Origin of the sequence: Anabaena sp. PCC 7938 (genome assembly GCF_049315035.1) — a bacterium.
Lineage (GTDB): Bacteria > Cyanobacteriota > Cyanobacteriia > Cyanobacteriales > Nostocaceae > Anabaena > Anabaena cylindrica.
Genome location: NZ_CP186034.1, coordinates 3,025,361 through 3,048,632 on the forward strand (window position 1 = coordinate 3,025,361; position 23,272 = coordinate 3,048,632).

Annotated in this window: 30 protein-coding genes; 14 read left to right on the plus strand and 16 right to left on the minus strand. The window is 37.7% G+C overall.

Annotation, left to right across the window (positions count from 1 at the left end; all coding sequences use genetic code 11):
* Positions 1-105 precede the first annotated feature (105 nt).
* Positions 106-375 (minus strand): hypothetical protein, encoded by a 270-nt coding sequence (locus tag ACOWPH_RS13945; RefSeq protein ID WP_015215974.1) that lies wholly within the window; start codon positions 373-375, stop codon positions 106-108.
* Between the two features lie 359 nt (positions 376-734).
* Between ACOWPH_RS13945 and ACOWPH_RS13950 the strand changes: the two genes are divergently transcribed.
* The 4 genes from ACOWPH_RS13950 to ACOWPH_RS13965 all read left to right on the plus strand — a co-directional run bounded on the left by ACOWPH_RS13950 (position 735) and on the right by ACOWPH_RS13965 (position 2,630).
* Entirely contained in the window at positions 735-1,013 is a 279-nt protein-coding gene (locus tag ACOWPH_RS13950) for a hypothetical protein (RefSeq protein ID WP_015215975.1), read from the plus strand.
* Between the two features lie 3 nt (positions 1,014-1,016).
* Entirely contained in the window at positions 1,017-1,250 is a 234-nt protein-coding gene (locus ACOWPH_RS13955; protein ID WP_015215976.1) for a hypothetical protein, read from the plus strand.
* A gap of 89 nt (positions 1,251-1,339) precedes the next feature.
* On the plus strand, positions 1,340-1,945 hold the full coding sequence (locus ACOWPH_RS13960) for a hypothetical protein (protein ID WP_015215977.1): 606 nt from the start codon (positions 1,340-1,342) through the stop codon (positions 1,943-1,945).
* Positions 1,946-2,015: 70 nt separating this feature from the next.
* Positions 2,016-2,630 (plus strand): hypothetical protein, encoded by a 615-nt coding sequence (locus ACOWPH_RS13965; RefSeq protein ID WP_015215978.1) that lies wholly within the window; start codon positions 2,016-2,018, stop codon positions 2,628-2,630.
* A 13-nt stretch (positions 2,631-2,643) separates the two neighbouring features.
* Here ACOWPH_RS13965 and ACOWPH_RS13970 read toward each other — a convergent pair whose 3' ends face one another.
* The 6 genes from ACOWPH_RS13970 to ACOWPH_RS13995 form a co-directional block, all read right to left on the minus strand.
* Positions 2,644-3,099: an HNH endonuclease gene (locus tag ACOWPH_RS13970; RefSeq protein WP_015215979.1), complete on the minus strand. Its 456-nt coding sequence runs from the start codon at positions 3,097-3,099 to the stop codon at positions 2,644-2,646.
* Positions 3,096-3,329 carry a hypothetical protein gene (locus ACOWPH_RS13975; protein WP_015215980.1) on the minus strand — a complete coding sequence of 78 codons (234 nt, stop codon included), beginning with the start codon at positions 3,327-3,329 and terminating at the stop codon, positions 3,096-3,098. The genes ACOWPH_RS13970 and ACOWPH_RS13975 overlap by 4 nt, the downstream gene beginning before the upstream one ends.
* Positions 3,330-3,380: 51 nt before the next feature.
* Positions 3,381-4,895 (minus strand): anthranilate synthase component I, encoded by a 1,515-nt coding sequence (gene trpE / locus ACOWPH_RS13980; protein WP_015215981.1) that lies wholly within the window; start codon positions 4,893-4,895, stop codon positions 3,381-3,383.
* Between the two features lie 215 nt (positions 4,896-5,110).
* Positions 5,111-5,530, minus strand: a complete 420-nt coding sequence (locus tag ACOWPH_RS13985) for a photosystem I reaction center subunit II PsaD (protein WP_015215982.1) — start codon at positions 5,528-5,530, stop codon at positions 5,111-5,113.
* Between the two features lie 252 nt (positions 5,531-5,782).
* A complete protein-coding gene (locus tag ACOWPH_RS13990) occupies positions 5,783-6,340 on the minus strand; it encodes a hypothetical protein (protein ID WP_150111038.1) in 558 nt (185 codons plus the stop codon).
* Between the two features lie 244 nt (positions 6,341-6,584).
* Positions 6,585-8,594, minus strand: coding sequence for a DICT sensory domain-containing protein (locus ACOWPH_RS13995; RefSeq protein ID WP_015215984.1), 2,010 nt, complete (start codon positions 8,592-8,594; stop codon positions 6,585-6,587).
* A gap of 785 nt (positions 8,595-9,379) precedes the next feature.
* Here ACOWPH_RS13995 and ACOWPH_RS14000 point away from each other — a divergent pair.
* On the plus strand, positions 9,380-11,659 hold the full coding sequence (locus ACOWPH_RS14000; RefSeq protein ID WP_015215985.1) for an amylo-alpha-1,6-glucosidase: 2,280 nt from the start codon (positions 9,380-9,382) through the stop codon (positions 11,657-11,659).
* 507 nt (positions 11,660-12,166) lie between these two features.
* Here ACOWPH_RS14000 and ACOWPH_RS14005 read toward each other — a convergent pair.
* Positions 12,167-12,424, minus strand: a complete 258-nt coding sequence (locus ACOWPH_RS14005) for a hypothetical protein (protein ID WP_190645367.1) — start codon at positions 12,422-12,424, stop codon at positions 12,167-12,169.
* A 200-nt stretch (positions 12,425-12,624) separates the two neighbouring features.
* On the opposite strand from ACOWPH_RS14005, the gene ACOWPH_RS14010 reads away from it, so the two are divergent.
* The 6 genes from ACOWPH_RS14010 (at position 12,625) to ACOWPH_RS14035 (ending at position 14,793) form a co-directional block, all read left to right on the plus strand.
* Entirely contained in the window at positions 12,625-13,065 is a 441-nt protein-coding gene (locus tag ACOWPH_RS14010) for a PIN domain-containing protein (protein WP_015215987.1), read from the plus strand.
* Positions 13,055-13,285, plus strand: coding sequence for a hypothetical protein (locus ACOWPH_RS14015; protein ID WP_015215988.1), 231 nt, complete (start codon positions 13,055-13,057; stop codon positions 13,283-13,285). Before ACOWPH_RS14010 ends, ACOWPH_RS14015 begins: the two co-directional genes overlap by 11 nt.
* A 14-nt stretch (positions 13,286-13,299) precedes the next feature.
* The gene (locus ACOWPH_RS14020) at positions 13,300-13,470 is read left to right on the plus strand and encodes a hypothetical protein (protein WP_015215989.1); all 171 of its coding nucleotides are present in this window, start codon (positions 13,300-13,302) and stop codon (positions 13,468-13,470) included.
* On the plus strand, positions 13,464-13,976 hold the full coding sequence (locus tag ACOWPH_RS14025) for a hypothetical protein (RefSeq protein WP_015215990.1): 513 nt from the start codon (positions 13,464-13,466) through the stop codon (positions 13,974-13,976). The genes ACOWPH_RS14020 and ACOWPH_RS14025 overlap by 7 nt, the downstream gene beginning before the upstream one ends.
* 212 nt (positions 13,977-14,188) lie before the next feature.
* Complete coding sequence (locus tag ACOWPH_RS14030) at positions 14,189-14,443, plus strand: hypothetical protein (protein WP_015215991.1); 255 nt, start codon at positions 14,189-14,191, stop codon at positions 14,441-14,443.
* Positions 14,437-14,793: a type II toxin-antitoxin system PemK/MazF family toxin gene (locus ACOWPH_RS14035; RefSeq protein WP_015215992.1), complete on the plus strand. Its 357-nt coding sequence runs from the start codon at positions 14,437-14,439 to the stop codon at positions 14,791-14,793. The genes ACOWPH_RS14030 and ACOWPH_RS14035 overlap by 7 nt, the downstream gene beginning before the upstream one ends.
* A 244-nt stretch (positions 14,794-15,037) precedes the next feature.
* Here ACOWPH_RS14035 and ACOWPH_RS14040 read toward each other — a convergent pair whose 3' ends face one another.
* Together ACOWPH_RS14040 and ACOWPH_RS14045 are read right to left on the minus strand one after the other, a co-directional pair.
* Positions 15,038-15,367 (minus strand): DUF2973 domain-containing protein, encoded by a 330-nt coding sequence (locus ACOWPH_RS14040; RefSeq protein WP_015215993.1) that lies wholly within the window; start codon positions 15,365-15,367, stop codon positions 15,038-15,040.
* A 233-nt stretch (positions 15,368-15,600) separates the two neighbouring features.
* On the minus strand, positions 15,601-15,918 hold the full coding sequence (locus ACOWPH_RS14045) for a DUF2605 domain-containing protein (RefSeq protein WP_015215994.1): 318 nt from the start codon (positions 15,916-15,918) through the stop codon (positions 15,601-15,603).
* Between the two features lie 406 nt (positions 15,919-16,324).
* On the opposite strand from ACOWPH_RS14045, the gene thrS reads away from it, so the two are divergent.
* Positions 16,325-18,154, plus strand: coding sequence for a threonine--tRNA ligase (gene thrS / locus ACOWPH_RS14050; RefSeq protein ID WP_015215995.1), 1,830 nt, complete (start codon positions 16,325-16,327; stop codon positions 18,152-18,154).
* Positions 18,155-18,500: 346 nt separating this feature from the next.
* On the opposite strand, the gene ACOWPH_RS14055 is transcribed toward thrS, so the two are convergent.
* Together ACOWPH_RS14055 and ACOWPH_RS14060 are read right to left on the minus strand one after the other, a co-directional pair.
* Positions 18,501-18,962, minus strand: a complete 462-nt coding sequence (locus tag ACOWPH_RS14055; protein ID WP_015215996.1) for a DUF29 domain-containing protein — start codon at positions 18,960-18,962, stop codon at positions 18,501-18,503.
* A 296-nt stretch (positions 18,963-19,258) separates the two neighbouring features.
* Positions 19,259-19,510 carry a hypothetical protein gene (locus ACOWPH_RS14060; protein ID WP_015215997.1) on the minus strand — a complete coding sequence of 84 codons (252 nt, stop codon included), beginning with the start codon at positions 19,508-19,510 and terminating at the stop codon, positions 19,259-19,261.
* 22 nt (positions 19,511-19,532) lie between these two features.
* Between ACOWPH_RS14060 and ACOWPH_RS14065 the strand changes: the two genes are divergently transcribed.
* Positions 19,533-19,775: a hypothetical protein gene (locus ACOWPH_RS14065; protein WP_422665736.1), complete on the plus strand. Its 243-nt coding sequence runs from the start codon at positions 19,533-19,535 to the stop codon at positions 19,773-19,775.
* Positions 19,776-19,844: 69 nt separating this feature from the next.
* On the plus strand, positions 19,845-20,204 hold the full coding sequence (locus tag ACOWPH_RS14070; protein ID WP_015215999.1) for a hypothetical protein: 360 nt from the start codon (positions 19,845-19,847) through the stop codon (positions 20,202-20,204).
* On the opposite strand, the gene ACOWPH_RS14075 is transcribed toward ACOWPH_RS14070, so the two are convergent.
* From ACOWPH_RS14075 to ACOWPH_RS14090, 4 genes are all read right to left on the minus strand, one after another.
* Positions 20,201-20,563 (minus strand): hypothetical protein, encoded by a 363-nt coding sequence (locus ACOWPH_RS14075; protein ID WP_015216000.1) that lies wholly within the window; start codon positions 20,561-20,563, stop codon positions 20,201-20,203. The genes ACOWPH_RS14070 and ACOWPH_RS14075 overlap by 4 nt on opposite strands.
* Positions 20,563-21,132 carry a hypothetical protein gene (locus ACOWPH_RS14080; protein WP_015216001.1) on the minus strand — a complete coding sequence of 190 codons (570 nt, stop codon included), beginning with the start codon at positions 21,130-21,132 and terminating at the stop codon, positions 20,563-20,565. The genes ACOWPH_RS14075 and ACOWPH_RS14080 overlap by 1 nt, the downstream gene beginning before the upstream one ends.
* Positions 21,133-21,190: 58 nt before the next feature.
* On the minus strand, positions 21,191-21,448 hold the full coding sequence (locus ACOWPH_RS14085) for a hypothetical protein (protein WP_015216002.1): 258 nt from the start codon (positions 21,446-21,448) through the stop codon (positions 21,191-21,193).
* Between the two features lie 130 nt (positions 21,449-21,578).
* Positions 21,579-23,267 carry a coiled-coil domain-containing protein gene (locus ACOWPH_RS14090; protein WP_015216003.1) on the minus strand — a complete coding sequence of 563 codons (1,689 nt, stop codon included), beginning with the start codon at positions 23,265-23,267 and terminating at the stop codon, positions 21,579-21,581.
* Positions 23,268-23,272: the final 5 nt, after the last annotated feature.

Below are 23,272 nucleotides of genomic sequence, written 5' to 3' on the forward strand. Positions count from 1 at the left end.
AAAATGATTGTTTTGCAGCATTTGCTAATAACTAACTGATTTAAAGCAAACAACGAATTGCTTATACTGTAATGCGTCTACAGTGATTAGTGTCTATAAGATACATCAAAATTCAGCTTCGGATCGAGTATCGTAAACACGCTGAAGACATTTCTCGAAGTCTTCACCTTGCCAAGTTCCAGCAAATTGTAGCAAATCTTTGGCTTTAGATCCACGTAATATCGGTTCTCCATCTTGTACAGCAACACTGCTTGATTTGATGGTGGAGGTATTCATTTTAGTTTTGAGATATTTGAGATAGTTGAGGGTTTGTTGCAGAATAGGTTCTGGAGTATTTTCAATGGCTGCAATTAGCTGTTGTTTAATTGTGGTCATTATTATTCTTATTTATCTGATAGCGTACCCATATCAGGATTTACAGGATTTGAATATGTACAGGATTTTTTGATTTGATTATCTTAGTCATTGATAATTTTGGCAAGATGTGAGGAATGATAGACGCTAGGTAAATTTGAGGGTTTATTGGTTGAGTAATCGGACAAGATGATCTAGATTGTAATCTATCATATTAATCTTATCATCATCCTGTAAATCCTTAAATCCTGGATATCCTGATTCAGACAATGATTATGAATGCAAGTTTTCAGTCCATGTAAAAATTTAAGTTATAATAGGCGTAGCTTTGTATTAAGAACTTCACACTTCCTCAATAATCTTATTCAGTAAATATTACTATGACTAACACAATTAATTTACAAATTCAATACATTACTAATGAAAACGGAGAAAAAACCGCCGTTATATTGCCCATTGATCAATTTGAAAACCTTTTAAAAAATATTATTCAATTACAGCCTAATGATGAAATTAAAAATCAAGAATTAACTAATAAAAATATTTGGGAAATTGCTCAAGAAATTACTGAAGATATTACAGAAGATGAACTTCAGCAATTACCCCATGATGAGGCGCAACAGCATGATCATTATATTTATGGTATTCCTAAAAAATAAGATATGAAAAAAATATTTGCTGATACTTTTTATTGGATAGCACTACTAAACCCCAAAGATGATTGGTATGATTCTGTTATTAAAGTGAGTCAATCTATTGCTAATTCCCAAATTATAACCACAGAAGAAGTATTAACAGATGGTATTTCAATGAACATAATGAATCAATTAGAAATTATTGAAGTATTAACTCATGATCAACATTTTACTCAAGAGGGTTTTATTATCTTATTTTGATTGTTTTTTGACTTTTTTTATCCTGTAAATCAATCGTTAAATCCTGATTTAGAAGTTAATGATCCAAAAAATACCTTATTATAACAATAATGACTCGTAGACGTATTTTACAAGAAGATCAATCTTACACATTTCGATCTTATTTTGAAATGCCTTATGAAGCTGATGAAATATTAGCTGAATTGGGATATTCTTTGCTAAGAAGACATATTAATTTGCCACGAAGCGAGCGTCATTTAGAAAGACTGGAAGAATTAAAACAACGAATTGAAGAATCTTTACCTTTAGTAAGTTTGAGTAGTGAAACAGCAAGACGGGAAACCTTGGTAGCACCTACATTATTAGAAGTCGCTCGCTATTGTCAATGCCAAGTCAGAATTGAGTATTCACTATCAGTAAATAATTGGTTAAAGGGTTATTTGGATTATTTTCTCAAACATAATCCCAGTTTATTAGTAGTCGAAGCCAAAAATGATGACTTAACACGAGGTTTTACACAATTAGCAGTAGAATTAATTGCTATTTCTGAAGTTGAAGAAGGTGATATTTTTTATGGTGTTGTAACGATTGGTGATGCTTGGCGTTTTGGGAGATTAGAAAAAACTAATCAGCAGATTTTTCAAGATATTTCCCTATATCGAATTCCCGATGATTTAGAAGATTTAATGAGAATTTTGGTAGGAATTTTGGAATGAACTAATTTTCCAAGTTTACGTAACGAATTTATTCTAAAATAGATGCAGGTAAATCTGGCTTAGGTTTCTTATGAGTTCCCGTCGCATTCTGAAAGCTGGTGAATCTTATCCTTTCAGCCGATATTTTGAATTATCTTTTACTATTGACGATATTTTAGCGGAATTAAACTGCACTATTGAAAGGAAAGATTTAACATTACCCGAATCTTCAGAAAATTTAAACTTACAGTTTTTACAGCACCAGATTCAGCGTAATTTATCTCACATAGATTTAGTGAATGAAACTGCTAGACGTGAGGCTTTAATTGGTCCTATTTTGTTTGAGGTATGTGATTTAACTAATCAGCGACTGAATATAGAGTATTCCATTGCAGTAAATGATTATTTGAAAGGAACTGTAGATTATTATATTGCAGCACCTCAAAATTTATTAGTTATTGAAGCAAAACAATCAGATTTAGTGAGAGGGTTTACTCAACTTGCTATTGAATTAATCGCACTTGATCAATGGACAAAATCTACTTCTGAGCTTATTTATGGAGCAGTTACGACTGGTGAAGATTGGCGTTTTGGAGTTTATAACCGCACAAATCGTCAAGTAACTCAAGACCAAAAACGTTATCGAGTTCCAGAAGATTTATCAACACTTATGAAAATCCTTATAAGTATTATTTCTGGATCATAAATTATAATCATCTCTATAATACCTGACGCGGATCTTCATCAGGTGGATGTAAAGCAGCTTTTACCCAAAAACCTCGCGCACTGCGGATAGAATCATCTTCTGTATATCGCTCATCATTAATATCAAGTCGCTTACAAGTAGCTCTACCTGTGGGAGTTGTTCCTAAAATAGTTTTACCGTCAGCACTCCAGATAAAATGATCAGACCATTTTTGTTGAAGGGGATTAAATAAAGGGGTAATGGCTTGTGTTTCTGGGTCAATTCCTGCTAAAAAGTTGTAGCGGCGTTCATTACACCGACGACAAGCTAAAGCTAAATTATCAATATCATCAGCACCACCCAAAGATTTAGGTATTACATGATCTAAGGTGAATCGAGTTGTAGAAATGCGCTCTGGAGAGTGACAATACTCACATAGATATTTTGCCCGTTTACGCACTAATTCCCTGGTAATATCGTCAATAGTCATACTTGAGCTACTAACATCGCATTAATGTGAGTGAAAATTCTGTCTAACTCTCCAATAGCTTCCAATTCTATAACTTCCTCTGAAGTCAGCAAATCAGCTTTTTTTTTATCCAAAAGTTCTTCCATTCGCTTCTGGAGTTCATCATTAAATTTAAATAAATTGAATTTATCTACCTTTTCAACTTTAATCTGACCAAGTAATGTTGAAGGTCTACTAATAGCTGGTATCATAGTTTAGTTCCAGTATTGATTTTAATTTCCCTTCTTCGTAGAAAGTGGAGTTTATCGCAAACAACGAATTGCTTCTAATAATCCTCTAGCTTTATTTAGTGTTTCCTCATATTCCTTTTCGGGTTCGGAATCTGCGACTAAACCGGCACCTGCTTGGACTGTGACGGTATGATTATGCAATACCATTGTCCGAATAGCGATCGCACTATTTAATTGCCCTTCAAAATCATAATAGCCATACACACCCGAATACACACCCCGGCGGCTTGGTTCTAATTCGTTAATGATTTCCATCGCTCTGATTTTCGGCGCACCGCTAACTGTACCGGCTGGGAAGCTGGCTTTAAGTAAATCCCAGGCTGTTTTGTCATTTGCTAATTTACCCACCACATTACTGACAATGTGCATGACATGGGAATAGCGTTCAACTACCATTAATTCATCAACTTTCACGCTACCGCTTTCGCACACACGCCCTAAATCATTGCGTCCTAAATCAACTAACATGACGTGTTCAGCGATTTCTTTGGGGTCTTGAAGTAAATCTTCAGCGAAAGCCGCATCCTCTTGGGTTGTCTTCCCCCTTGGTCTAGTTCCGGCAATGGGGCGGACTGTGGCGATTATACCCCCATCAGGGTCACATTCTGCTTTCACCATGACTTCAGGACTAGAACCAATAATTTGCCAATCCTTAAAGTTAAAATACGCCATGTAAGGAGAAGGATTGATTTGGCGTAGGGAACGGTAAAGGGCGAAAGGATTCCCTGTATATTCTGTAGATAAGCGTTGAGAAATGACGACTTGGAAGATATCACCAGCTTTGATATATTCTTTAGCTTTGTCTACACTGGCGCAGAAATCAGAACGGGTGAAGTTGCTGGTGTATTCCTCTATTCCCGCTTTCGGCTTGTTTCCGGGGGCTGTCCAAGCTAATTGAGTATTTTGTGGCGATAGGGGTAAAGATAGCTTGCTGACCATTTCCTGAATGCGATCGCTCGCCTGTTGATAAGCTACCTCTAAGCTAACTTCTGGGTCACGTAAATCAGCATATGCGATCGCCCAAATTTTCCGCTTTACCTGGTCAAAAATCAACAAGTGGTCTACCTGCATCCATAATCCATCAGGGATATTACGCTCATCTTGGGGATGAATTGGTACACGCGGTTCAATCCAATTAATTAACTCATAACCCCAAAACCCAAATAAACCGCCAATTCCTGAAGGTAGCTGCGGTAACTTGATTGGGTGATAAGGTGCTAAACATTCGGCTAAAACTGTAAAAGGATCACCTGTAAAAATTTCCTGAGAACCATCACGATGTGTTTGGGTAGTTTGATCACCTCTAGCTTCCAAAATCCATAGAGGATCACAACCCAATAAACTATAACGCCCTATTTTTTCTCCACCTTCCACCGATTCCAGTAAAAAGCTATAAGGTTGATCTGCACATACTTTATACCAAGCAGAAACGGGAGTATCTAAATCAGCTACCCATTCCTGATATACAGGAACAAAATTACCTTCTAAAGCGAGCTTCTTAAACTGGGTGAAATCGGGAAAAATCATACAATAAGGAGTTCAGAATATTAGGAGTTCAGGAGTTCAGAATTGAGAATTATAGAATATTTTTAGATTATTACGTAGGGTGGGCATTGCCCACCACCTCATCACTTAGGAAATAACATACCAGATCATGATGAAAAATAGTTCAGATATGAATAATAGGTAATTAGTAAAAGTTTTTCCCCATTACCAATTACCCATTACCAATTACCTAAACATTAAGCATCGTGAGTAGCTTTACCACTGAACTTGAGTTGTGCAGGGCTGGGGTTTTGACCAATTCTGCGGGGTACGTGGCGTACTTTATCACGACCGGGGTTAACTTTTTCTGGGAACACACCATCAGCTGGGTGAATGAAAGTGGTTTCACCGCTGGGTAGAATCCGGTAAATTTTGTAGTCTGTGATTTTGAATTTCCGCAGCTGACCGCCTAAAGCGATGCCATACTCCTTACGAGCTAAGTATAGCAAGTTTTCGCCCTGGTTCATTGTTGCAGCGCCACCTGTAGGCATTTCAAAAACTTGAGCCTTGGGGCTAGTCCAGGTAATAGCGTACTTTTCTTCTACTTCTGCTTTTTTGAGCAATCCACCAGTGCTACCACCAAAGAGGGGAGTTTTTCCAGTCAGTTTTTCTGCCATAAAAAAATGTCCTTCAACGTTTTTAGGGCATACTAACATCGTAAACAAGCTTATATTGCGATCGCGTCATAGACTGTAACAGTTTTTAGTGATTGAGTCTGGCTACAGGGTTCAGAATGTTACATCAAGGAACAATAGAACAATTTTTGAGAATCAATGTACAATTAACATTAAACTACATAAATTTAAAATTCTTTACATAAGCCACATTTTGTTAAGTGCAAAGTGCGAGATATGCTCATGAAATGAAGATTAGAATTGAGAAGTTAATCTATCAATTCCCAGACGGTAGAATAGATTTCTCAGAAATGTATCAGGATGAAGAGCATCAATATAATACTTAATAAGTAAAGGCAAAATCATCACATAGTATACAAATAAAGCTGCAATTGCGCCAGCTAAATAAATTAAACTAACTACCGGATGATCTTGCCGATAATAAAGTTGAAATGATGGTTGATTGATATCATTAATTAAACTATTAATTTGCTCTTCTAGCTTTTGCAACTTTGGTTTATATTCCTCTGAGTGTCCAAAGTTAAACTTACCATTGCGAGCATGAAGTTTTACCTGATAGGAAATTGTAGTAACTGTTCTATATTCTTCCTTTTCAGAGGTGTTTTTACTACTACTTTTTTTCTTAATACGTTCTTTGCTGGTGCTATAGCTGGTGCTTATCCTTGCTTTTTCTAATCCTTGAATATCTTCTTTCCAAATACGATGTTCATATAGTCTATGTTCTAAAACACAATTCATTTCAATAGCATTAACTCGTTGACAAATCAGATTTTTATCTGCAAAAAAGAGCATATATAAAAAAACCGGGAGTATAATTAGAAAAAATAATATATCTAATGCGAGGACATCTATAAAAATTGAACGTAGAGATTTCCACATATATTTTTGAGTGATTTAACCAAGTAATTACGCGAAAATCTTTATATACTCAAAACTGCTAGAAATTTGACTTTTTGATAATACAAAGAACAAGTTCAAAGCCTCTCCCGGTGAACACGGGGAGAGGAAAGAGAGAGAAGGTGATTTTCCCCACCTCCTATTTATTCTTAGCAAACGACGACTTTTCCTCTGCACTGCCCTGAACAATGGGAATGGTAAAATAAAACTTGCTGCCTTGGTCTTTACCGATAGACTCTGCCCAAATTTTCCCGCCCCAACCAGTAACAATTTGCCGGGAAATTGCTAGACCTAGACCTGTACCACCGGCAGTGCGTCGTAATGCTCCCTCTTCTTGATAAAAGCGGTCAAAGACTATTTCTAGGCGGTTGGGTTCTATGCCTCGTCCTGTGTCTGCTACTGTCACCTCAACCATTTGAGTGCGGTTGCGAGTAGTTGCCTTAATGTTAATCTCTCCTTCGGCTGGTGTAAATTTACAGGCATTGTCGATCAGCTTTGCTATTACCTCCACTAACCAATCACCATCAGCCCTAATCAAAGGTAAGGTTTTCGGAATTTGTGTTTTAATTTGGGGGATCTTTTCTGTTGAGGATCGTGTACGCAAGCGGCTGAGAGCTAAATCTATACATTCTTGTAGACTTAGGGTTTCTGGATGCCATTGCACTCGACCACTTTCTAAGTTAGAAAGAGTGAGAAAATCTTGTACCAGTTTCCGCATTCGTTCAGAGTCAGAAAGGGCTGTACTCAGCATCACCTGCTGCAACTCTAAAGGCATATCTGGCTCACTAGCAAGGCTTTCGAGGCAAACTTGAATGGTAGATAGGGGGGTACGGAGTTCATGCCCAGTGATGGCTATTAAGTTACTGCGGGTACGGTCTAGGGCTTCTAGCTGCTTGTTCAGTTCTTCTAAATTAGCAAAAGCTTCAGCTTGAATTAATGCTGCACCGACTTGAGTAGCGATCGCTTTCACCAAATCCAACTCACCTGGTTGCCACTCTTTAATAGGTACATCACAATAATGTAACTCCACAATACCCAGTAGCCTGCCCTGAGAAAATACTGGTTCCATCAACCAAGAACGAATAGCGAACTTTTTGACAATCAAAGAAAGTGGAGTTGAACTGGTGACACGATAGTCAGTTAAAGTATCGGAAATACAGATTCCTTCACTTAGTTGGGTGATTTCCTGAAACAGAGGATTTTGTTCTAACTCCCAAGTTTGTCCCCGTACAGACACCACACCAGGACTCAAAAATTCGTGTTCAATTACAGCTTGGTCATCAGTAGCTTGAGCGCGGTAAATTAAACAGCGTCCTGCTTCTAAATGTTGACCCAATTCTTGAGCAGCTACTTGGAGAACTGATTGCGGGTCAAGCGATCGCCTAATTGCTGTTCCAATCGAGTTAACCAAGCGTTCTTTGCGGGCTTGGAGAGCGATCGAACGGTAGGCTTTATGTAATTTATACTGACTAGCTTGCAGGTAAGTTACCAATCGCTGTACAAACGGGTCAGTATCAATATCACAAGCATATTCGTTTTGAAATGTTCCCGATTCTCTTCTTGACTTACCAATTCCAAATCTCTGACGTGCCAGATTAATTTTGTCCACTAAATCCGGTCGATAAACCTCAATCCTGCTTAATATCAACTCTGCCGCTTTGAGACTGACTCCTCTCTCCGAAGTCCAAATTCCCTCAAATCTGCGCGCTGTGTCCATATCTAGCCCAGGAGTAATTTCTGGTAACTGCTGATTTTTGGTAATAGAGCCAAGGCTTTCCCGGCACACCAAACAGGTAGCATAATTATCGGCAACAACAACCAAATGCCACTCTTGACTTAAAGCATCATCCGGTTCAAAAGCTACCTTTTCATAGTATTCCGAGCTATTAGCAAACTCTGTTTCTGGTGCGGACAATACGTATATTTGATTACTTCGCTGCGAAAGCCGTTGATAGCGATGAGCTTCTTGGCGGTAGAATCGCTCTCTTTGGAAACTAGCAATAATCAGAGGCTGATCCAAGGTGGCCGCCAAAACCTGATCTTCCATTGCATGGGAGAGCGCCGTTAGTGAAGCCTTGAAATATAACTGGGGACGCAGGTAAGGTAGTGACTGTAGCAAATCACTCAGCACGGAAGTCGAAATGCTCATGAATATCGTTAAACGCCCAATCTAGACAAGATCCACTTCACAAATGAATTGTACAAATTAAAACTGGTGATTGGTGATTGGAAAAAACTATTACCCATTACCTATTACCAGTTCCTTGAAATTAATCAAAGTTCCTATGGCCAATATACATTCTTGGTTATCTTTTCTATCATTTAGCCTAGCAAAGGTAACTTGTAGCTTTTTCAGCAAATACAGCCAAAATACCACAGTATGGGATACTGCTGAAAGCTAAGTTGCTAAAGCCTTAGAGAACTCCACAAAAAAGATGATCCAATCTTGTGGGATGGGCATCTTGCCCGTCCTTGTATTATTAGCGGGCTTTTCGGCCCGCACCACAAGAAATTTTGGGATATTTTTTTAATTGGAGAACTCTTACTAATTTTTGAGCGCGATCTCGTTCGCGTAGAGAAGCGCGACCTAGGAATCGCCAAAAAAAATAAAAAACAACTTGGTTATTTTGTATACTTAATAGGCTTAGTAAAACTCAAAAAATTTTTAAGTAAACACGAGGATAAGCATTTTCTACGTATACCATCTCTTAATCCTCATCAACGAATAAACCAGGTAAAAATCCCCAATTTCCAGCCTTGACTTCAAAGAGAGAACAGATAAATTGATAAGGATTTGGTAAGTGGTGATTGGTGTTGGCGGTAGCCTGCCGTTAGGCATATGGTAATTAATTGGTAATTGGATTATTAACCTCCCCATCTCTCCTCCCCAGCCCAATTCCTGCAAATCTAGACCTGTATAGGGAATTTTAGCTCATGACACCGGATACATTGATGACCCCGGAAAAAATCTTATTGGATGGAAAGACTTTTATTCCCGCAGAACAGATACCTATTCCAGAATGGCCTTCTGTGGTTATTGAAAGACCACAGCCAACTTTGACAGTTAAAGATGATGATTTATTTTTGGTGACAGACACCATAGGAAACATTTCTGGTTGTTCACTGAATGACGGAAATCCTAGCATGGGACTGTTTTGCTGTGATACAAGGTTTTTGAGTCGTCTAGAATTGCAGATTGATGGGCGATCGCCTGTTTTATTGAGTAGCACCGCTGATAAGGGCTTTGCGCTCTCGGTTTTGTGTACTAACCCCAGAATTGAGAATCACCTAAATGCTGATACTATTGGCATTCGACGGGAAATAGTACTTAATGGCGCACTTTTTGAAGAAATAGAAGTAGCTAACTACAGCACCACTAACATCAGTTTTGAACTCAGTCTCAGCTTTGATGCGGATTTTGTAGACTTATTTGAAGTCCGTGGTCATAACCGCGAAAAACGGGGTAGATTGTTGCGGTTAGCAGAGCCAACACACTTAGAAGAAATAGCTGATGGTGTTGCAGCACCTTTAGCAAATCCATCACACCGAGAAGAATCTCTGACACTGGCTTATCAAGGTTTAGATGGTGCAATCATGGAATCCCGTATCCAATTCCAGCACCGACAACCAGATTATTTCAAAGGTTACACAGCGGTTTGGCGGCTAGATTTAGCTTCTCACGAAACCCAAAAGCTTGGTTATCGGCTGAATATGCTCACCAATAACCAGACTAGTTCCACTGTGAATGCAGCTATTACTTTGGTACAAGCAAAAGCTTCTGAATTGATGGAGGAGCAAATTTGGGTACAACAAATTACTCGCATTAGTTCTGATAAAAGTCTTTTCAATCGAGTCATTGAAAGGGCTGAACAAGATTTGTATTTGTTGCGTCAGTCTTTTGGAAAGTATAAAACTGTTTCGGCTGGTGTACCGTGGTTTTCAACTTTGTTTGGGAGGGATTCTATTATTACCGCTTCCCAAACCTTGATGTTAAATCCCCAAATCGCTAAAGAAACTTTGATGCTGTTAGCGGCATATCAAGGTAAAAAGGAGGATGAATGGCGAGAAGAAGAACCAGGTAAGATTTTACACGAGTTACGAATGGGAGAATTGGCACGTTGTCAAGAAATTCCCCATACACCTTACTACGGGACGGTTGATGCTACTCCTCTGTGGTTGATGTTGTATGCTGATTACTACGCTTGGACTCATGATCAAGAAACCCTAGAGCAACTTTGGCGAAATGCTTTAGCCGCAATGGATTGGATTGATCGGAATCTCAAACAAACTGGCTATCTTAGCTATCACCGGAAATCAAAACGCGGTTTGACTAACCAAGGTTGGAAAGATTCTGGTGATTGTATTGTCAACAGAAAAGGGGAATTAGCTCATGGTTCAATTTCTCTTTGTGAAGTGCAAGCTTATGTCTATGCTGCCAAAATTAAATTAGCAGAAATAGCTAAGATGAAAAAGCGTCTAGATTTGGCAGATCGTTGGCAAGAAGAAGCTCAAAATCTCAAAGTTAGATTTAACAAAGATTTTTGGATTGAAGACCAAGATTTCTGCGCTTTGGCTTTAGATGGGGAAGGAAATCAAGTAGATAGTATTAGCTCTAATCCTGGTCATTGTCTGCAATTAGGAATTTTTACACCAGAAAAAGCCTACAGTGTGGCGGAAAGGTTGCGAGCGCCTGATATGTTTAATGGTTGGGGTATTCGCACCTTAAGTAGTTTGTCTCCTGCATATAATCCCATGGGCTATCATACTGGTTCTGTTTGGCCTCATGATAATTCTCTGATTGGGATGGGATTGCGATCGCTCGGTTTAATAGATCAAGCGTTGGAATTATTTCAAGGTTTGTTTGACATGACTAACCATCAGTCCTATCAACGTCCACCAGAATTGTTTTGCGGTTACGAACTTAACGGTGATAATGCTCCTGTACAGTATCCCGTTGCTTGTAGTCCCCAAGCTTGGGCTACAGGTAGCATTTTTCAATTGTTGCAAATGATGGTGAATTTAGTTCCAGACGCGCAAAATAATTGTTTGCGAATAATTGACCCTGCTTTGCCAGATTCAATCAATCGTTTATCTTTACATAATTTGCGTGTTGGTGGCACTATTCTCGATTTGGAATTTGAGCGAGTTGGTAGCACTACCGCTTGTCGGGTGGCGAAAAAACGCGGTAATCTCCGGGTGGTGATTGAAGCGTAAAATGTCTGAATCAGGATTTACAGGATTTGAGGATTTACAGGATGATTAGAAAATACATAATCAATTATGTTAATTTTTTATTTATCCTCTAAATTCTCTATAATCTTATTAATCCTGTTTCTCACATCTAATACTAATTCAATAAAAAAATGCGATAGATGCGTAGGTTGGGTTGAACAAAGTGAAACCCAACATCCACAAAGTTTTGAAGTGTTGGTTTTCGTCCCATTGCTCCGCGTTCACGTAGTGTCCCGCAGGGATACGTTTACGTTCCACAACCCAACCTACATCTGTAACAATCATTTTTCAAATTGGTATAATGACTTACTTAGAGGATGAGTAAAAAATATTGTCAATCTTAATCCTGTTAATCCTTAAATCCTGTATATTCTGATTCTGACAGTTACTTGCAAAGTGCTGTATTTACCAAAATTTCCTGTTGACGATCTTTTTGTTCACAAGAAGCATCAGCTTGAGTAAATTCGTCAAATAGGTGAAAAAATTTCTCTAAAGCACTCTGTTCATCTGTGGAAAAAACAGAATTATTTGATCCCATATTTGATGAGAAACAATACTAAATTTCTGTTGCATCCAATTTTGAAATTCTGAAAATTTTTGTTCTTGTGCTGTTTGAGGTATTCCCATTTGGCGACGTGCAAAACAGTAACCAGCTATAAAAGTACGGAGATTAGTGATATTTACTCGTCCTAAATACATAGCTGGACGTTTCTGAATATTACGAATTAAATCATACAAATCAACCATGATATTCCTCCAGCTTAAAATTCTGTTTCAGTAATTTGAAATTCTCTACCTAAGTTTTGTGCAGCACAATAGAGGTTGTTTATCCAGTTTATCCAGAATAATTGAACTCAGATAAACGCAGGCGGATGAAAAAAACCATTGCGTTTTTGGGAGTGAGGATATTATTCTTGTAAACTAGAGAAAGATGTAAAAACAATTATATGACCAGGGTTTATCTAGACACCAGTATTTATAATCGTCCATTTGACGACCAAACACAGCCCAAAATCTTTCTAGAAACACAGGCGGTTATTTTAATTTTACAAATGGTAGAAGCAAAAATACTAGAATTAGTTAGTTCTTCAGTTCTAGAATATGAAAATAGCCGTAACCCTTTCACCTTGAATCAGCAATCAATGGAGCGATATTTACAACTAGCATCTTTAAGAGTATTAATAGATGAAAATATTAGAATCAGAGCAAAACAACTAGAACAGCAAGGTGTTAAACCTATTGATGCACTTCATGTAGCTTGTGCAGAATCATCTCAAAGTAATTATTTTATCACTTGTGATAAAAGATTAATCAACCGTTGTCAAGATTTATCATTGCAAGTAATTAACCCAACAGATTTGATTTTGGAAAGAGAAGATGACAATTAAAGTTATTAACGACCAGCAAAATTTACAAGAAGTGATGCAGATTTTACTCACTCACTTAGAACCCGCAAAAGTAATGAAATTTTGGGCTGCTTGTAAACTAGGTGAAGGTGATTATTTACAATTGAAAGACAGCCTATTTTCTCAAGAAACCGTTGATAGTTTATATGAGAAAATTAAAGAATATCAAGAATCTGCTGATAAAACATCTGATCTGATCTGAGGAGGTTTAATTTTATGAATTTGAAACCTATTAAAACTGAAACAGATTATCAACAAGCATTAAAAGAAATTGAACAGATTTTTAATATAGCAAAAGGACAAGAAACTTTAGCAGCAGAATCACTTGAATACGATGAAATAGATACACAATTAAAGTTTAAAACTGTAATTAATTCTCTATGTTAGACCTAGCAAAAATTCAAACCCTAGCTCAAGAATACAGTCCCCAGGAACTTTTTGCAGCTTTGGTGTGGCAACGTCGCTTTAATGAGTTTAATGGAGAAGAGGTGATTAGGGATCTTACCCTGCATTCTGATCTATGGATGAGTTTTCTGTTTACCAAACCAATTTTTGCACCAGATGAACATGGTTTAAGTTTTGGTGGTTTGGTGGATACTTTATTAGCAATGGCAAATTATCGCCCGATGCCAGAATCGAGTATGATTCACTTTGTAGCTTATCCTGGGGATACCCTCTACATTTTGACAGAAAACCAAGATACTATAGTGTCTCAGCTTTTAGATTTGGGTAAAAAGTGGCGTGCAGACTCAGTGGATATTACTGATGGTAATAATGAAGAGTATGGTTTGCGACTTCAGCGCAGGTTACAAATGAGGTTACAAGGTGGTTTGGAAGGTGAGTCATTTTGGGAACAGCGAGATGGTGTAGTAATTGCTTATTGGTGGGATTAGTGATTATTCAAACACAATTAAAAAATGTCAATTTCCATCCTGTACATCTTTTAATCTAAATCATCAATCATCTTTATTATTAATTGTTCCTGGTAACTATTTATTGTAAGGGTTTAGCAATGCTAAACCACTATTTCGGGTATTTTTTATGAAAATGATCGAGATAGAGTAAAATCAAGTTATACCCTCAGTCAGAAAAGAGGTATAACTCAATGACAAGCATCAAAACAGCTATTTCAATTGAAGAATCACTGTATGAAGAAGCAACCGCTTTAGCAAATACAATGAAAATTCCTCGTAGTAAATTATTTGCTATAGCAATGGAAGAATTTTTGCTTCGTAAAAAACATCGCCAGTTAGTGGAAAGTGTGAATGAAGCTTATGCAGATGATCTAGATGAATCAGAAAAAATTATGTTAGAAGCAATGCGACAGCATCAAGGACAATTAAAAGAAAAAGAATGGTAATTAAGCAAGGTGATATTTATTGGATTGATTTGGGAGAAACAATAGGCTCAGAACCTGCTTTTATCCGTCCTTATGTAGTGATCCAAAATGATTTACTCAACAGTTCTCAAATCAGAACGGTAATAGTCTGTGCATTAACTTCTAATTTGAGACGAGCTAAAGCTATGGGTAATGTTTTACTAGAGTTAGAAGAAGCTAATCTTGATAGGCAAAGTGTAGTAAATGTATCGCAGATTTTTACAGTGGATAAATCTTTATTAACTGAAAAAATCGGCACGCTATCTAAGGAAAGAATTAGACAAATTTTAGCAGGATTAGCAATAGTAACAGAACCACAGGAAACAGATTAGATGTGTGATGCTATTTTTGAAGAGTGTTATAAAAAAGCATAGATTTTATTCCTCTCGTTCACAAAGTATGGGAATGGATTATAGAAGGCTCTGCCTTCCATGAAAGTAGAGGCAGAGCCTCTGTCTAGCATTCCCAGTCAGAGACTGGGAACGAGATACAAGACACGGTAAGGATTTGAATTTAAGTTGACACCAATGGGCGTTGCTCAACCCCTACTGAATACAGAATTATAATAATTAAAAATTAAGCTTCTTCTGAACGCTCAATTTTTTGACCAGGAGAAGATTCATAAAGAGCATCTAACTGTTCGCGTGCATCTTCTACATTGATTGAACGCATTACCAACAGTGGTTCTTTAATTAAATTACCTGCATTATCTAATAATTCTGGATGGGGTACAAATTGCTTTTTAGCTCCATAATAGCCATACCTGCCTTGATTACCCATTGAGGAGGAATTTGCTGGATAAGGACGCTCCCTATCAAAACTGAACATGACTAGATTGCGAATTAAATTACCCACGGCAATAAATGCTAGGACTGTGAAAGCTAAAATGTAGAGTAGGTGTAGCATCGAAATTATCCTCCAGGGCAACAGGTTTTAAAACTTTATATCGTTAAGTACTTAACATTTGCTAACCCGTGGTTTACGTGCTGACAAATGTTACATTATCTATCTGTGATTTGATATTTTGTAATCCTATATCAGATTACGGTAACATGGGATACATTATTTTTTTATGAAAATAATGTTAAGTTTTCTTTTCTATGTTTGCGACTTATATACAGTTTTGTCACACAGTGAAGTCATTTTTGTTTTGACTGACGGTAGCGCATTCCCACATTTCCACATTCAGTTACCAATTGATGCCAAGGCATTAATGTCGCCATATCAATCCCGACTTGTCTATCAGTGGCAGCAAATAACATCTTGGCTGTGTTAAGCTCTACCTGCGCTTCCTTAACGCGTTGTAACAAATCAAGTTGCTCTTGTTCACTTATAAATTGGATTTTCTCATTTTCCAGCAGGGATCGTGAGCGCTCAAACCAATATTGAAAATCCTCTAACAACGGTGCCAAGACTGTTTTGAGCAATTCAGTACTTGGTGGATTTGAGTCTCCCATATATGAGAAGCATATTTCCTAATTTCTTTTTAATATTAGCGTTATTTACGATTCTTAACAATTTTCTTATATCTCTCCTCCGGTTATGTGAACTGAAAAATCTGTAAATTGCTATACAATACACAATCGTATATTTTTGGCAATAGGTTTGCACAGTTCCCTGGGGATCAGTCTTTATCTATCTAAAGGAGGAAAAATAAATTGGAAATATCCTACCAAAAGTAGCTGAGGAGCAAAATAGGTATTATCTCCAAGTTATGCGGCGTTTCAGTTGGGGTCTTTTCGGTTAGGGTGATAAATTAGGAGAGTCTACAGGTAATGACGGCAGCGTCATCAGCTAGTGGACTATGATTTTGAGAATATATTTTCAGAATTCTATTTGTAATCACTTCGCCTTCAACAGCCGATGTCGCCTAATCAAGAAACCCAAAACCTAGAACAACCAGAAAAAATTTATTTACCGCGTACCAGCGAATCTGAGACATTAAAAAAGATTCGCCATACTGCCTCTCATGTGATGGCTATGGCCGTACAAAAGCTGTTTCCCAAGGCGCAAGTTACAATTGGCCCCTGGATTGAAAATGGGTTTTACTACGACTTTGATAGTCCAGAACCCTTCAGTGATAAGGATTTGAAAGCCATCCAAAAAGAGATGGTGAAGATTATTAATCGCAAATTGCCGGTAGTTAGAGAAGAAGTCAGCCGGGAAGAAGCACAACGCCGGATTGAGGAAATTAAAGAACCTTACAAACTAGAAATCCTGGCAGATATTAAACAAGAACCCATCACCATTTACCATTTAGGTGATGAATGGTGGGATTTGTGTGCCGGTCCTCATTTAGAAAATACCAAGGAAATTAACGCCAAAGCTATAGAATTAGAAAGCGTTGCTGGTGCTTATTGGCGTGGAGATGAAAACAAAGCGCAATTACAGCGCATTTATGCTACAGCTTGGGAAACTCCCGAACAACTAGCTGAGTACAAACGCCGCAAACAAGAAGCGTTACGGCGTGACCATCGTAAACTAGGTAAGGAACTGGGTTTATTTATCTTTGCAGATTTAGTAGGGCCTGGTTTACCTTTGTGGACTCCTAAAGGTACTTTATTGAGAACTACTTTAGAAGACTTCCTCAAAAAGGAACAATTAAAACGGGGTTATTTACCTGTTGTCACTCCCCATATTGCCAGAGTTGATTTATTTAAAACATCGGGACACTGGCAGAAATACAAAGAAGATATGTTTCCTTTAATGGCTGAAGATGAGGAAGCAAAAGCCCTAGAACAGGGTTTTGTCCTCAAGCCAATGAATTGCCCTTTCCATATCCAAATATACAAGAGTGAGTTACGCTCTTATCGGGAATTACCGATGCGGTTGGCGGAATTTGGTACTGTTTACCGTTATGAACAATCTGGGGAACTGGGTGGTTTAACAAGAGTGCGCGGTTTTACTGTTGATGATTCGCACTTGTTTGTGAGTCCCGAACAGCTAGACAGCGAATTTTTGAATGTTGTAGATTTGATTTTGTCAGTGTTTGGAAGTTTGCAACTGAAGAATTTTAAAGCTAGACTCAGTTTCCGAGATCCTGCCAGTGATAAGTATATTGGTTCTGATGAAGCTTGGGATAAAGCTGAAGGTGCGATTCGTCGCGCTGTGGAACAATTGGGAATGGATTATTTTGAAGGGATTGGGGAAGCGGCTTTCTATGGGCCAAAACTCGATTTTATCTTCAGTGATGCCTTAGAACGGGAATGGCAATTGGGAACGGTGCAGGTAGATTATAATTTACCTGAGCGGTTTGATTTGGAATACGTGGCTGAAGATGGTTCCCGCAAACGTCCCGTGATGATTCACCGCGCACCGTTTGGTTCTTTGGAACGGTTGATTGGGATTTTGATTGAAGAGTATGCTGGTGATTTCCCGTTGTGGTTAGCACCTGTGCAAATTAGGCTTTTACCTGTGGGTGAACTCCAGTTAGATTTTACCAAAGAGGTAGTAGCCAAGATGGTTGCGTTGGGTATTCGTGCGGAAGTGGATACGAGTGGCGATCGCTTGGGTAAGTTGATTCGCAACGCCGAAAAGGATAAAATCCCAGTTATGGCGGTAGTTGGTGCTAAGGAAGTAGAAACCAACAGCTTGAGTATTCGTACCCGTGCGTCTGGGGAATTGGGTGCGATCGCTGTAGATGAGGTTGTTGATAAGATTACAGGAGCGATTGCTAACTTTAGTAACTTCTAGTAATTATTAACTCCTATCTTGGGTAAAACTCAAAATTAAGTTACTATTAACACTCTTTGCGTAATCGTGTTTAATTAAAAATACGGAAACGTGAAGAGTTTTGTTTTGATAATAATTTTCTGCCATTCATATATGTGAGGAGATTTTAAAATAGGTTTAGTAGCAAATATAACTAACTTTTTTCGTGTCTCAAATGCCAACCAAAATAAGGGGATGCTTTTGTTAACATACCGAGTTTTGAGTTTGGCAAAGCAGAGATATTAGATAATGTTTTAACTATGGGATATCCGCCAATTATTTAAAACTCTCTGTGACTCTGCGCCTCTGCGTGAAAAAAATCATATTTCTACCCAGCAAAATCCCAGAATTTCTCACTCAAAAGCACATCAATATTCAGGCTAAACTTCCATAAATCAGGAAACTCAATTTGAGGATAATCTTCCCTAACTTCCATTAGCGCCTCTTCCCAAGCTTGATCTAACACTTCTGTAAAATATCGCTTCAGACTAGGAGATTGTTTGAGAAGGATTCTTAACTGGCGACGTTGTTCTCGAATCGTCACTTCCCAACCACGATTATCATATTCACTATTAACATAAATCCGTTTTAATAAATGCACCCATAGCACAATCAAGCGACTTTCAACCTCAGCCCTATCCCTACTCGCCAAGATTTCCATCTCCTCAATCAAATGTTCCACATCCAAACCATGAAAATCCCGCGCCTTGAGTTTTAGGATTGTATCCTCTAACCATAAGTACTGATCTTGATCATAAAGACCCGTTTTGGCTAATTGAATTTCTGTCATAGATTTAACAGTGCGTCTAATAGTCCATTTTAGATCATCAAGCAGTAGAGGTAGGACTTACGCAAGAGTCACACTAAATATCTCTTGTAGGGTGCATCAGATGCCAAAAATCTGTTCATTGTTACCGAATTTTGGTTTTGACGTACCTTAACAACCAAGCCAGTTGAGTAAGTCCTGAGATATTTTCTGATCTACTCACCATCTCCTCTACTCAATCCCAAGCATAAAATTTTTGTTAGGTATATATTCTCTATATGTCAACCTGTGGTAAAAACTTATAAAGAATCCCCAATTAATTATTCTATGCCTAGTTTTGTTTTTATCACCAGTAAATCACGCGCAATAAATTTATACTGAGATTCAACATCTTGAAAAATATTATCCAGGTTTAGCATTAATTGCTCCTGATTTTTTTTGAGGTGTTGAAATTCACGTTCGGCCGCATAGCGTTTTTTTTCACTATTGCCGTAGTAGTTCAATAGCCACACAAGGTTACTGCCAACGGTTAAAATTAGGGTGACGATAAGCGCGGTATTAGATAAACTCATAATAGAAAGTTAGTTTTGATAAATGACACAGCCAACAGCATCTAATTTATTTGACAACGAAACGTTATTAATTGATAGCGCGGTGTATGATGCACCTACAACAACTTTATCAATTACATTTAGTCAAGATGTTTCACCATTGCAAGCATTCGCGGCGATTGTTCAATCAGGTCATAAGTGGCTTTTAGCAAATCAAGATACTGCTGTTAACGCCACAGCTTCACCTCCCTCAACAAACTCAACTTCAAGAAATAATCAATCATAAGGAGATGGTTTCATTAGGTTTACAGTTTTATTCACCACTTCCTACTGTTGAGTTTGACCCGCTACAATTATGAAGAGAATATCATTTAATACAAGTGAATACAAAGCAACAATCACCTTTGAAGATGGCAGTAATTTAGAAGTAGATTTTGAAGCTATCGTTAACGAATTTAAACTGAATAAATTAAAAAGCTATGTCCTTTGTCATTGGCAATCACGCCCTAAAGGACTTAGAGGGTATGGCTTTTATGATTCAACCTCAAAAACGTATAATTGCATTGATTGGAATTCTGTAACTATTTCTAAATGCTTTATTAGAACTCTTCAGCTAGATGAATTAGTTCATGTTTCATCAGTTCCAACAGCAGTATTATTGTTTCCCAATGTCAGATTAAAACGTATTAATACTGACAACTGGATAATTACTTAAGGGTAACTTCCGTTATACTTGCTAACCTTTAGCTGTATATCATCCAACCATCTAACAGGTTTAAAAGACAAAGTAAAGTCTACAGTAGTAGAGAAAATAATTAAATTATGTCTACCAAGTAAACATTTTTTTTCTTCCAAATAACTATCCTTAAAAGGAAGTTTGATGATTTGATGAACCCACCCAGCTAAACTCCAAGAATCTGATGCACTTTGAGAAAAACAACCAATTAACAAAACTTGAGTAGGATTGATAATTGGTAGAAAGATTTCAGGGATTTGCACGCGATAACAACCATTTTTAGTTGACGTGTAAACCCCTGCAAAAACTTCCTCGTACTGGGTAAAATCAGTCAGCATTAAAGCAATAACGGTAAAAGCGTTCTACCAGCATCTATTAATCCGCCAAGGTCAAAGTCAGGTAAATCGGGAAGATTGCTCGGATCAATTGGATTATTTGATAACTTGCCTTTCCACAGATGCTGAACTCCAGACGGCGTGATCATACCGATAATCACAGGTTTGGATCTAGCCCAACTGCTTACCCGCCATCTTGTAATAGGAGTCTCTTTAACCCCCTTCGGAAAACCTATAGAGAAGCTGCATATTTCCCTAGTTCGAGTACCAGCGGTGTTACATCCTGGTATAGGCTCTTTAACCTTAGTTCCCGGAACAACCAAAAATTTATAGCTTTGAAACCTAAAACCAGGAGGAGCTTTAAGGTATTTTCTACCAATATTTCCGCCTCCAATTCCAGGAATAACTGGTAGTCCTGAAGCACCAAATGTACCAGTTTGTCCAGTTGTTGCAGGTTTTAGACCAAGTAGGTTTGCAATAGATTCTTTTATTCTGACCCGGTAGCCAACTCCACCCATTTGAATCTCATAAATAAGTCGTTGCCCGGTCAACGGTCGTCGTGGTGATGCCATATTTAAAAAGTATTAATTGTTTTAATTGGTGGGATATACCACCCACCGTTTACCTACCTTAAAGAGCAGCGGTAACATTCTCGTGCAACGCCTGGAGAACTGAATCACCTTCGATTGGAAACTGGCACTGAAAGGCCGCGACGTTAGTAGAATAGCTGGGAGAAACTGCGACAACGTTCTTAGGAGTAGTTGGATTAGCGGTGTTGTAAGTGTTTTGCGCTACTAGCAATTGACCCATTAAAAAAGCTACCTGTTGCTCTAGGTTATCTAAAGCATTAAAGGCAGTGAGATTAGCACCGGAAATAATTGCAGCCATTTTGAGTTAGTTGTTGCTACTGATGTGTGACTAAAGCTTAAAACTTTCATCAAACTAACCACCACCGTGATATACCCTAACATTCTGCCGGGGCTTAACCCCCGGCAATAGATTGAATCTAAAATAGATGTTATTCAAAATACACAGTCCAGTCCGGGTTTAAATCCCTGTTGCCCTGTGAAAAATATTTACCAAACTTGGGACCAACCCATATCTCTTTGAACGGATATGATACACGCTTACCGACTTTGTACTTAATTGATTGTATATACTCCTGCTCGATCCAAGGCAGAATAGAGTTATACACACGCTCACACTCGTACTCATTGAAAGCGTTAATTATTAATTTTGAATTGTCTTTAAAGTAAGCAATTAATTCATAATTACCCTTTTTGTATCTGGGAATTGGGCAAAATTGTGGTTTAACATTTTTGAAGTGAGGAATAGTGATTGTGTATTTTGCATGAGTGGTTTTACCCGAATCAGGATCTACTTCACCAAACGAGATGATAAACTGTCTTGTCCCACCTTCTAGTCGAATCTGCCACCATTCCGGGACAACAGCGATAGCTTCATTTTTATCTATTTCGCATATCTGTGAAACTATAGAATTTATATTATTGTTTACGATGGTTAACATTTGTTGAATGCCATCATATGTATGACTAGTAATATTACCATCACAATCTACACTTGGTAATGTACCTGTTAAAACTTGTATGGTCGAACCACAAGTACTAGTTACTTCGTTGGTGATGTGATTAATAATGTCACCCGTTGACAAATCTATAGTGTTAGTAACATTGTTGATGTCATTAGATAAATTAGTAACTTGATTATTATTGTTAGTAACAGAGTTATCTATACTTCTTAAATCATTGATTATGTTTCTCACACTAGCATCTATACTGTTTAAAGTGTTACTGTTATTGTTGACTTGATTTAAAATATTACTAGTTCTGGCATCAACGCTGTTCAATACAGTAGTATTTTGTGTAGCAATATTTTGTATGGTGTTAGTAGTGTTTTGTACATTAGTAACTTTGTTACCTACATTATTGATAGCTAATGTAATACCAGATGTATCAAAATCAATACCTTTTATAAGTGCTATTAAGGTAGAACAACAGTTTTGAATTGATTGCAAAACTGGCTGAATATCACACTCGTTATTTCTTAATAATGCTGCCAGTGCTGCTATAGCTGCTAGTATTTGAGTTAGTAAATCACCACTACCACAGTCAATCTCGTTTATTAATCTTCTTAGTGAATTAATCGCGTCAAGTATTTCACCAGTTCTATCACCAGCGTCATTGCAATCAATGCAATTAAGAATGGTGTTGAGCAAACCGATAGCGGTGCTAATTTGACCGGATAACGAGTTGCAACAACCTGATATAGAATCTTGTAAACTAGATTCACTAGCTCTTATTTGAGTTACAGTTATTCTACCGACATCTGCTATAGCAACACCTAACGCACTTCTAGCTTCTTGTATAGCGGCTAATATTTCACCAGTACGGTCATTACTGTTACCTCCTAGAAGATTACTAAGTAATTCAAACAAGCCATTAATAGCATTTAATATTATTTCTTTTACACTATTTAATCCTGTAATTATAATGTTTTCCAGTGAATCTATAGCATTATTTATCGCATCAATTCTACCTTCTAAACTGTTTAGTTTCTGTTCAATAGAAGATAATCTAGAAAATATTTGATTTTGGTTGGATGAAATCTGATCAAGTTTGCCGTTAATGCTTGCTGCGGCATTAGATATTACTCCTAACTCGCTATTTATTTCACTGCAAGTAGTCATTTTAA

Excerpts from the sequence above, each read along its gene's own strand:
- ACOWPH_RS13945 (WP_015215974.1), bottom strand. The coding sequence starts at position 375 with ATGACCACAATTAAACAACAGCTAATTGCAGCCATTGAAAATACTCCA.
- ACOWPH_RS13950 (WP_015215975.1), top strand. The coding sequence starts at position 735 with ATGACTAACACAATTAATTTACAAATTCAATACATTACTAATGAAAAC.
- ACOWPH_RS13955 (WP_015215976.1), top strand. The coding sequence starts at position 1,017 with ATGAAAAAAATATTTGCTGATACTTTTTATTGGATAGCACTACTAAAC.
- ACOWPH_RS13960 (WP_015215977.1), top strand. The coding sequence starts at position 1,340 with ATGACTCGTAGACGTATTTTACAAGAAGATCAATCTTACACATTTCGA.
- ACOWPH_RS13965 (WP_015215978.1), top strand. The coding sequence starts at position 2,016 with ATGAGTTCCCGTCGCATTCTGAAAGCTGGTGAATCTTATCCTTTCAGC.
- ACOWPH_RS13970 (WP_015215979.1), bottom strand. The coding sequence starts at position 3,099 with ATGACTATTGACGATATTACCAGGGAATTAGTGCGTAAACGGGCAAAA.
- ACOWPH_RS13975 (WP_015215980.1), bottom strand. The coding sequence starts at position 3,329 with ATGATACCAGCTATTAGTAGACCTTCAACATTACTTGGTCAGATTAAA.
- trpE (WP_015215981.1), bottom strand. The coding sequence starts at position 4,895 with ATGATTTTTCCCGATTTCACCCAGTTTAAGAAGCTCGCTTTAGAAGGT.
- ACOWPH_RS13985 (WP_015215982.1), bottom strand. The coding sequence starts at position 5,530 with ATGGCAGAAAAACTGACTGGAAAAACTCCCCTCTTTGGTGGTAGCACT.
- ACOWPH_RS13990 (WP_150111038.1), bottom strand. The coding sequence starts at position 6,340 with ATGCTCTTTTTTGCAGATAAAAATCTGATTTGTCAACGAGTTAATGCT.
- ACOWPH_RS13995 (WP_015215984.1), bottom strand. The coding sequence starts at position 8,594 with ATGAGCATTTCGACTTCCGTGCTGAGTGATTTGCTACAGTCACTACCT.
- ACOWPH_RS14000 (WP_015215985.1), top strand. The coding sequence starts at position 9,380 with ATGACACCGGATACATTGATGACCCCGGAAAAAATCTTATTGGATGGA.
- ACOWPH_RS14005 (WP_190645367.1), bottom strand. The coding sequence starts at position 12,424 with ATGGTTGATTTGTATGATTTAATTCGTAATATTCAGAAACGTCCAGCT.
- ACOWPH_RS14010 (WP_015215987.1), top strand. The coding sequence starts at position 12,625 with ATGACCAGGGTTTATCTAGACACCAGTATTTATAATCGTCCATTTGAC.
- ACOWPH_RS14015 (WP_015215988.1), top strand. The coding sequence starts at position 13,055 with ATGACAATTAAAGTTATTAACGACCAGCAAAATTTACAAGAAGTGATG.
- ACOWPH_RS14020 (WP_015215989.1), top strand. The coding sequence starts at position 13,300 with ATGAATTTGAAACCTATTAAAACTGAAACAGATTATCAACAAGCATTA.
- ACOWPH_RS14025 (WP_015215990.1), top strand. The coding sequence starts at position 13,464 with ATGTTAGACCTAGCAAAAATTCAAACCCTAGCTCAAGAATACAGTCCC.
- ACOWPH_RS14030 (WP_015215991.1), top strand. The coding sequence starts at position 14,189 with ATGACAAGCATCAAAACAGCTATTTCAATTGAAGAATCACTGTATGAA.
- ACOWPH_RS14035 (WP_015215992.1), top strand. The coding sequence starts at position 14,437 with ATGGTAATTAAGCAAGGTGATATTTATTGGATTGATTTGGGAGAAACA.
- ACOWPH_RS14040 (WP_015215993.1), bottom strand. The coding sequence starts at position 15,367 with ATGCTACACCTACTCTACATTTTAGCTTTCACAGTCCTAGCATTTATT.
- ACOWPH_RS14045 (WP_015215994.1), bottom strand. The coding sequence starts at position 15,918 with ATGGGAGACTCAAATCCACCAAGTACTGAATTGCTCAAAACAGTCTTG.
- thrS (WP_015215995.1), top strand. The coding sequence starts at position 16,325 with ATGTCGCCTAATCAAGAAACCCAAAACCTAGAACAACCAGAAAAAATT.
- ACOWPH_RS14055 (WP_015215996.1), bottom strand. The coding sequence starts at position 18,962 with ATGACAGAAATTCAATTAGCCAAAACGGGTCTTTATGATCAAGATCAG.
- ACOWPH_RS14060 (WP_015215997.1), bottom strand. The coding sequence starts at position 19,510 with ATGAGTTTATCTAATACCGCGCTTATCGTCACCCTAATTTTAACCGTT.
- ACOWPH_RS14065 (WP_422665736.1), top strand. The coding sequence starts at position 19,533 with ATGACACAGCCAACAGCATCTAATTTATTTGACAACGAAACGTTATTA.
- ACOWPH_RS14070 (WP_015215999.1), top strand. The coding sequence starts at position 19,845 with ATGAAGAGAATATCATTTAATACAAGTGAATACAAAGCAACAATCACC.
- ACOWPH_RS14075 (WP_015216000.1), bottom strand. The coding sequence starts at position 20,563 with ATGCTGACTGATTTTACCCAGTACGAGGAAGTTTTTGCAGGGGTTTAC.
- ACOWPH_RS14080 (WP_015216001.1), bottom strand. The coding sequence starts at position 21,132 with ATGGCATCACCACGACGACCGTTGACCGGGCAACGACTTATTTATGAG.
- ACOWPH_RS14085 (WP_015216002.1), bottom strand. The coding sequence starts at position 21,448 with ATGGCTGCAATTATTTCCGGTGCTAATCTCACTGCCTTTAATGCTTTA.
- ACOWPH_RS14090 (WP_015216003.1), bottom strand. The coding sequence starts at position 23,267 with ATGACTACTTGCAGTGAAATAAATAGCGAGTTAGGAGTAATATCTAAT.